Origin of the sequence: Streptomyces sichuanensis, from assembly GCF_020328095.1 — a bacterium.
GTDB classification, from domain to species: domain Bacteria; phylum Actinomycetota; class Actinomycetes; order Streptomycetales; family Streptomycetaceae; genus Streptomyces; species Streptomyces cinnamoneus.
Window position 1 is genome coordinate 1 of the sequence record NZ_JAIXMK010000064.1, and the last position, 1,210, is coordinate 1,210.

Genomic DNA, 1,210 nt, shown 5'->3' on the forward strand with positions numbered 1-1,210 from the left:
GCCCGCGACGACCGCCCCGGCCCCGGCCCCCGCCACTTCCCCGCCGCCGCCCGCCGAGCCCTCCGCCCCGGCTCCGACGGCCCCGGCACCCTCCCCGACACCGTCACCGTGAGAACTCCCAAGGAGCAGACCGTGAACCCGTTCCTCTCCCGCCACTTCCTGCGCCTGGGCCTGCTGGCCGCCGGCGTCGCCACGGCCGCCACCGCCGGCCCGGCCCAGGCGTCCGAGGGCGTCGCCGTGACCTTCGACAGCGTCCGCACCACCGCGAACCACCGCCACCACACCGAGTACCGCGACAGCTTCCGCGTCCACCAGCTCGGCCCGGTCGCCGCGGCCCGCCTGAGCAACCGGGCGAACGCCACCTCCTCCGGCTGCACCGCCGACGACGCCTGCCGTTCGGTGGCCCTGTCGTTCCAGATCGTCACCCTCGCGGGCAAGAACGTCCGGCTCGACACCGTCAACAAGGGCCGCGCCCTCAACGACCACTGCAACGGCTGCCAAACCCTGGCGGGCGCCTACCAGTTCGTCGTCTCCACGCCCAAGGCCACCCGGCTGACCGCCGCGGCCCAGCGCCGGCTGGCCGACATCCACCGCCGTCTGGACGCCCTCGGCGGCTCCCGGCTCCCCGCCGCCGAGCTGAAGAAGAAGGCCGACGCCCTGGCCGCCGAGGTCACCGCCCTCCTCGCGAGGCCCGACTCCACCACCGCCGCCGGCACCCGCCCGGCCGTCAGGGTCCACCGCCAGCTGGACGGCTGGCCGGCCCGCTGAGGCGCGTACTGACCGGCGACCGGTGACAGTCACGCCATAATCACGGCCATGGAAGCGGACCGCGGCATGAGGCTCACCGACCTCCAGCAGCGGCTGCTCGCCGACCTGGTGGAGCTCGGCGAGCCCTACCCGCTCGTACTGACCGGAGGCGTCGCCGTCCAGGCCCACGGCCTGGTGGTCCGGCCCGTCACCGACCTGGCCCTGGCCACCGACAGCCCGGTGCCGATGGCGGACATCGCAGCCGCCCTCCGCACCGGGCTGCAGGCGCGTGGCCTGCGGGTGCGGGAGACGGACGCCGAACCGCTCTCCGCCCGCCTGATGGTCACCGAGCCCGTGACCGGCGAGGACTGCGAGGTGCACGTCCTCAAGGAGACGATGTGGCGCCCGCCCGTCCCCACCCCGTACGGGCCCGCCCTGGCCGCCGAGGACGTGGCCGGCACCA

Annotated in this window: 1 protein-coding gene and 1 pseudogene; both read left to right on the forward strand. The window is 75.4% G+C overall.

The features are described 5' to 3' along the window. Positions 1-768 (forward strand): hypothetical protein (locus tag LE181_RS19100; protein ID WP_308103158.1); only part of this gene is annotated, 768 nt, incomplete at its 5' end. Positions 769-834: 66 nt separating this feature from the next. Further along, positions 835-1,210 (forward strand): annotated as a pseudogene (locus LE181_RS19105) (nucleotidyl transferase AbiEii/AbiGii toxin family protein); the annotation flags it as partial.